The organism is Brevibacillus panacihumi, from assembly GCF_003710985.1.
In the GTDB taxonomy this organism is placed as follows: domain Bacteria; phylum Bacillota; class Bacilli; order Brevibacillales; family Brevibacillaceae; genus Brevibacillus; species Brevibacillus panacihumi.
The window spans coordinates 1-6,019 of sequence record NZ_RHHT01000094.1 but is presented as its reverse complement, the minus strand read 5'-3'; the positions used below and the strand labels follow the sequence as shown (position 1 = coordinate 6,019).

Sequence of the window (6,019 nt, the reverse complement as noted above, 5' to 3'; positions counted from 1 at the left end):
AAAGTTTGTTTCTGGTTCAAAAGCTGGCAAATCATTTAATGATAGACTCATCAACGCTTTCGCTGTTCAGTTTTCAAAGAGCATGTTGTTCGCTTTAGTGCGACTTACCTAGTATAACATATCGTCTAGGCGTTTGCAAGACCTTTTTTTAAGACCAAGATCTCTTTCGCTCAGCAGCGACAATTCAATACTTTATCAAACAATCAAAAAGAAGTCAACTGCCTATTTTTTCAAATAAGCATTTTCTCTTTTTTACTTCCCTGCGCTTCTCGAAGCGACAAGATCTATCTTACCATGCTTATTGAAGATATACAAGATAAATTTTAAATTACACTAAACTATTTTAACAAAATAAAACGCCCTAATTTCATAGGGCGCATCATATCGCTAATGCTCCATAACTTTTACAATGGATAAATGCCGTGCTTCCGCTAGATTGACAATTTTACCGCTGGTTTCAACCATCGGCCGAGTCGGATGTTTTCGATCTGTAAATACGATTTTGCCTAAAGTACCGTCACTTAACTCCACCAAGGTACCCACGGCAAATTGCGTAATTCCGTTTACAAATGTATGGACAATATTGGGGTCCAGCTTTCCAAAGCTGTCTTGGACCAATTGCTCAACTACCAGGTAAGGCGATTGCCCCTTCTGGTAAACGCGATCAGAGCACATCGCATGATAGACATCTGCCACCGCTACAATTTTACTGTATAGGTGCAGCTTCGATCCTGGCAAACCTAAAGGATAGCCTGACCCATCCTCCCGCTCGTGATGCTGCAAGGCTGCAAGCGCAACCCCTTCGCTTAATCCGTGTGAAGCCTTGATGATTTGGTAGCCATACACTGTATGCTTTTTCATTTCTTCAAACTCATCCGGCGTCAATTTTCCGGGTTTTTGGAGAATACGTCGATCAATTTTGGTCTTCCCAATATCCAGCAGAGTCCCTGCAAGCGCGACCTGCATCCATTCTTTTTCCGGAACCTTGGTCCACTTGGCAATCATATACGAAATAAGTCCAACAGCTATCGCATGCTCGTATGCGTAAGCACCCATCCCGGCAAACTTTCGAAGAGAAAGAAGAATCTGCGGCTGCCCCTGGAATTGGGCCAGAATCGGGGAAACCACTTCCCGTACTTCCATAACCGGAATATTGTCTCCGCCTTCCACGCGAATCATCAGGTTTTTCAATTTTGAAACGGCTTGTTTAAAATGTTCTTGAAAATCAGGCTTTACAACCTTGACAGTGACTTTAGGCGGCGCTTGCTTTTTTTCTTCTGGCTGTGCAGGTGCTACCGGCTCTGCCGAACTAGCCTCCGCATCCTCGATCTGCACTTGCTCAATCATAAACGCTTCCAAAAACTCTATTTCTCTTTCAAACAGGGGCGTACCCTTGGCAAACAGCAGCCCGCCGAGTGAGGTGTATACCTCTTCTGCTAATTTTGCTCCATTTGTTAGTTGTTTTACGTGTACGATGGGCAACCCACTCACCATCCGATCTTCACAGTAATCGCTTGTTTATCTCTTCCCAATTGTATATGTATTTCAAACCAAGAACAGGCGAATTAATTTGCCCTATATGAAAGAGGACGCTCCGCTGTTGCGGAACGCCCGTCTCCATTATGACTCTAATCCTCACTTGGGTCAACAGAACCTGAATCATCCGTAGCTGGGGAATCCTCTACTACGTCGTCCTCGACGTCGTCCTCGACGTCGTCCTCGACTTCCTCCTCATCATTCGGAGGAACCTTTGCAACCGAGCCGACTTGTTCATTTTCAGAAAGACGTATCAGCTTAACGCCTTGGGTGTAGCGTCCCATCACAGAGATTCCTTTCATCTCTGTACGAATAATAATCCCGGAAGTGGTAATAATCATCAGGTCTTCTTCCGGTTCGACCACTTTCAATCCAACTACATGTCCGCTGCGTTCCGTTACATTGTGTGTCTTGATTCCTTTACCGCCGCGTGACTGAATCCGATATTCATCGACTGGGGTGCGTTTGCCGTACCCATTCGCGGTCACAATCAGCACTTCTGCTCCAGGCTTGATGACGTCCATATCGATCACATCATCATCGTCATCGAGGGTAATCCCTTTTACCCCTGTAGCATTGCGTCCCATTGTGCGGACATCGCTCTCTTTGTAGCGGACTGACATCCCGTTCTTGGTTCCCATGATGATTTCCTGTTGTCCATCTGTCAGACGAACACCAATCAGCTCATCATCTTCTCGCAGGTTAACTGCGATCAGGCCTACGCGGCGAATATTTTCATACGAAGACAGCTCTGTCTTTTTAATGATCCCTTTTTTCGTCGCGAAGAACAGATATCGATCGCCCTCGAACTCTTTGACCGGAATGACCGCGCTGACCCGCTCCCCTTTTTCAATCTGAATCAGGTTGATGATCGGCGTGCCCTTCGCTGTCCGGCTCAAATCCGGAATCTCGTAGCCCTTCAGACGATACGCTTTACCCTTGTTGGTAAAGAACATGATCGTGTCATGCGAGTTGGTAATGTAGAGATGCTCGACAAAGTCATCATCCTTCGTCCCGAGTCCCTGCACCCCTCTGCCGCCGCGTTTTTGGGCACGGTAGGTCGTTACAGGCAGACGTTTGATGTATCCATCATGTGTGAGGGTAATCACGACGTCTTCCTCAGGAATCAGGTCGGCATCCTCAATATGATTTTCATCAAAGGTAATCTCGGTACGACGATCATCCCCGAACCGTTCTTTGATTTCAGACAGTTCATCACGGATGATCGCGTAGATTTTGTTCTCATCGGCGAGAATCGCACGCAGCTCACTGATTTTCGCCAGCAGCTCCTGGTATTCATTCTCGATTTTCTCGCGTTCCAACCCGGTCAAACGCTGCAGGCGCATGTCCAGAATCGCCTGTGCCTGCTCATAACTCAGACTGAAATTCGTCATAAGTCCGTCACGGGCTTCTTCTGTCGTCCGGGAACTGCGAATCAAGCTGATAATCTCATCGATGTGATCGAGCGCAATCCGCAAGCCTTCCAAGATATGCGCACGAGCCTCGGCTTGCTTCAAGTCGTATTCGGTACGTCTGCGGATAATTTCACGCTGATGCTGCAGATAGTAATACAGCATGTCGCGCAAAGTGAGTACGCGCGGACGACCGTCTACGAGTGCCAGCATATTGACGCCAAAGGTAGTTTGCAATTGCGTGTGCTTGAACAGATTGTTCAGGACAACCTTAGGGATCACGTCACGGCGCAATTCCATGACGATCCGCATTCCTTTGCGATCGGATTCATCGCGCAGGTCGGTAATGCCTTCAATTTTCTTTTCGCGAACCAATTCCGCAATCTTTTCGACGAGTCTAGCCTTGTTTACCTGGTAAGGAATTTCCGTCACGATGATGCGCGGTTTTCCTTTTTCCTCGTCAATCATGGTCTTGGCCCGCATGATGATGGACCCACGGCCTGTTTCGTAGGCACGACGAATACCACTGTACCCAAGGATCTCCCCTGCTGTCGGGAAATCCGGTCCCTTGATGATCTTCATCAATTCCTGGATCGTGATATCCGGGTTGTCAATCATAGCCAAAATGCCGTCAACAACCTCCGTCAGATTATGAGGAGGAATGTTGGTAGCCATTCCGACTGCAATCCCCGAGGCACCATTGAGCAGCAGGTTGGGGAATCGCGAAGGCAATACAACCGGTTCTTCCTTGCGTCCGTCGTAGTTTGGCACAAAATCGACAGTCTCTTTATCAATATCACGCAGCAGTTCCAAAGCAACCTTGGAAAAACGAGATTCCGTGTAGCGCATGGCCGCTGCCGGATCACCGTCTACAGAACCAAAGTTCCCCTGCCCCTCCACGAGCATGTAACGCATATTGAAATCCTGTGCCATGCGAACCATCGCTTCGTAAATCGAAGAGTCACCATGAGGATGGTAATTCGCCATTACTTCCCCGACTACGTTGGCCGATTTCCGGAACGGTTTGTCAGGTGTTAGACCCATGTCATGCATGGCATACAAAATACGCCGATGAACCGGCTTCAATCCGTCACGCACATCTGGTAGCGCGCGACTCACAATGACGCTCATCGCATAGCTGATGAACGACTCCTTCATCTCTTGACTAATATCGACTTTGGGAAACCGAGCAGTTTCTTCCGCCATAAAGGGTAAACCTCCAACTGGTTTTCACAATACTTCATTATAGCACAAAAAAAGAAGGTGCGTCCAAATGTTCACCCGTAAATAAGGGATTTTCCTTCATTTTCCATTTATGCAACTCTTCTTGGAGCGCCTCCTGGTACTCTTTCTCCAATCTTTCCTTTTCCCCTTCCGGCAGTTCTCCCTTTTTCAATCCTGCTTGCCTCGGGTAGCAGCATGCACATACCTCCCTGGCTTCAAAAAAAGACGCTGGAGTAATCCGACGCCTGAAGAACTCATGGCCCAAATACCGGGTATGCCCGCTGCTTCCATAGGAAAAGGCACCGACATACCGGTGCCTTTGGATAGAAGTAACGAATAGAGACTTTAATGGATTGCCCTCCCATGTCTTTGATGGTGGAAACAAATATGAAGGGCTGCTACATATTTTGCGATGCTGCGGGGACGGCCGTTACTTTCCCGATCCTCATTACCATCAGGGAAGCAAGCAAGCAGAAGACTCCAGCGACAAGAAACATGAAAAAGTAACTGTTGAGCATACTGTAGACCAGGCCACCACCAAAGGCAGCAACCGCCGCCCCAATCTGATGTGCCGTGAAAATCCATCCATACATCACGCTGCCCTGCTGACTGCCAAAAATTTCGCCGCTCAGTTTCACTGTTGGAGGAACAGTCGCCACCCAATCGAGTCCGTAAAAGACGATAAACACCCCTAATGCAAAGGTCGTCGAATTCAATGCGTACGGAAGCAGCATCAGGGAGATGCCTCGCAGGCCGTAATACCAGAACAACAGCCAACGACTATTGAATCGATCAGATAGCCAACCGGAGAATGTCGTACCAATGATATCGAATATTCCGATGAGGGCAAGCATGCTTGCGGCCGTTACTGCAGGTATTCCGTGATCCAGACACGCAGCGATAAAATGCGTTCCAATCAGGCCGTTGGTAGAAAGCCCACATATAAAAAAGCTTCCTGCCAGCAACCAAAAATCTAGGGATCGCAAGCCTTTGACCAATCCGTCTATTGCGCTTCGGAAAGGATTTTGTGCAGACCCTTTTTGTTCTTGCTCTGTTTCCCCGATAGCGCCGTAAGCATGAAGACCTTTCTCTCTAGGATGATCCCTCATCCAAATCCAGACGACAGGCACCATCGCCAAGGCGACAGAGGAAATGATCCAGCTTGCACTTCTCCAGCCTTCTGACTCGGCAAGGCTCGCCAACAACGGTAAAAACAAGAGCTGTCCTGTTGCTCCGCTTGCAGTTAGGATGCCCACAACCAGTCCGCGCTGTTTGACAAACCAGCGATTGGCTATCACAGCTCCCAATACTGATGCTGTACAGCCTGAACCGAGACCTACAACGATTCCCCAAAGCAGGGCCAAATGCCAGGATGCATACATCCAAGTTGTCAAAGAGGTACCCAAAGCAAGTAGGAAAAGAGCGAAAATTGTAATTCGCCGAATGCCGAAACGATCCATCACGGCAGCAGAAAAGGGGCCAACCAACCCGTATAAAAGCAGATTAATCGATAAGGCCACTGAAATGGAGGATCGACTCCATCCAAATTCCTGCTCTACCGGGACCATAAATACACCGGGTGCTGACCGAATTCCAGCTCCAATTAATAAAATAAAAAAAGTTACCGCTGCTACAATCCAGGCATAATGAAGGCGTACAGTAGATGGATGATTCATCATATTTCGCTCCCGAATGACCGACTTCAGAAAGTTCCCACTTTATTATCACACTAGAAAGACCACATCCGCTATAGGAAAACTTTTTTCATCTGCATGGATAATACAAAAAAGCCCTCCTGTCCGATTGACGAACAAGAAGGCTATCCGTTATTCCTTCAAAACTGAATC

Annotated in this window: 3 protein-coding genes; all 3 read right to left on the bottom strand. The window is 47.8% G+C overall.

Annotated features, from left to right (window positions below; genetic code table 11):
• Positions 1–387: 387 nt before the first annotated feature.
• The gene (locus EDM58_RS25445) at positions 388–1,482 is read right to left on the bottom strand and encodes an HD-GYP domain-containing protein (protein ID WP_425455643.1); all 1,095 of its coding nucleotides are present in this window, start codon (positions 1,480–1,482) and stop codon (positions 388–390) included.
• A gap of 146 nt (positions 1,483–1,628) precedes the next feature.
• Entirely contained in the window at positions 1,629–4,154 is a 2,526-nt protein-coding gene (gene gyrA / locus EDM58_RS25440) for a DNA gyrase subunit A (RefSeq protein WP_122915824.1), read from the bottom strand.
• 416 nt (positions 4,155–4,570) lie between these two features.
• On the bottom strand, positions 4,571–5,851 hold the full coding sequence (locus EDM58_RS25435) for an MFS transporter (protein ID WP_425455642.1): 1,281 nt from the start codon (positions 5,849–5,851) through the stop codon (positions 4,571–4,573).
• Positions 5,852–6,019 lie beyond the last annotated feature (168 nt).

What these genes read in the sequence shown, in the direction of transcription:
- gyrA (WP_122915824.1), bottom strand. Translation starts at nt 4,154, where the DNA reads ATGGCGGAAGAAACTGCTCGGTTTCCCAAAGTCGATATTAGTCAAGAG.
- EDM58_RS25435 (WP_425455642.1), bottom strand. Translation starts at nt 5,851, where the DNA reads ATGATGAATCATCCATCTACTGTACGCCTTCATTATGCCTGGATTGTA.